General features: G+C 60.5%; 1 protein-coding gene. It reads right to left on the bottom strand.

Annotated elements, in window-relative coordinates; all coding sequences use genetic code 11:
• Positions 1 to 572, bottom strand: a 572-nt coding sequence (locus tag NI000_RS36560; RefSeq protein WP_253416174.1) for an AMP-binding protein, incomplete at both ends; no start/stop codon positions are given.

The following is a 572-nucleotide window of genomic DNA, read 5'->3' as shown; positions in this document are numbered from 1 at the left end:
AGCCATCGGGCCAGGTCTCCGGTCCGGTACATCCGCTCGCCTGCCACAAATGGATCAGCCGTAAACTTTTCCGCCGTTAATTCCGGACGGTTTAAGTAGCCTCTTGCCACCTGCACCCCGGCGATGCACAGCTCGCCTGCCACCCCGACCGGCTGCAACTGCTCCGTTCCTTCCTTCAGGATATACAGCCGTGTATTGTGCACCGGCCTGCCGATTGGAATCACCGCATAGGACTCATCCGGCTCGCAATCAAAGTACGAGACGTCCACCGTTGCCTCCGTCGGTCCGTACAGATTGATCAGACGCGTCCGGTTCACCCGGCCAATCGCCTCTTGGAAGCGGGCCACGTGCTGCGGCGGCAGCGCCTCTCCACTGGCGAATACATGGCGCAGGCTGGACGTTTGTTCAGCGACCGTTTGCTTCGCCTGCTGCTCCGCGTAATCCAGGAACGCATGAAGCATGGCCGGTACAAAGTGCATCGTGGTCACGCCATAACGGCGGATCGCCTGCAACATAAGCTCCGGGTTTTTCTCTCCGCCCGGCGTCAACAGGCAGACGCTTGAGCCCACCAT

Origin of the sequence: Paenibacillus tyrphae, from assembly GCF_024158745.1 — a bacterium.
Lineage (GTDB): Bacteria > Bacillota > Bacilli > Paenibacillales > NBRC-103111 > Paenibacillus_G > Paenibacillus_G tyrfis_A.
Note: the sequence above shows the minus strand (reverse complement) of the source record. Positions and strands in the feature narration are given on the sequence as shown.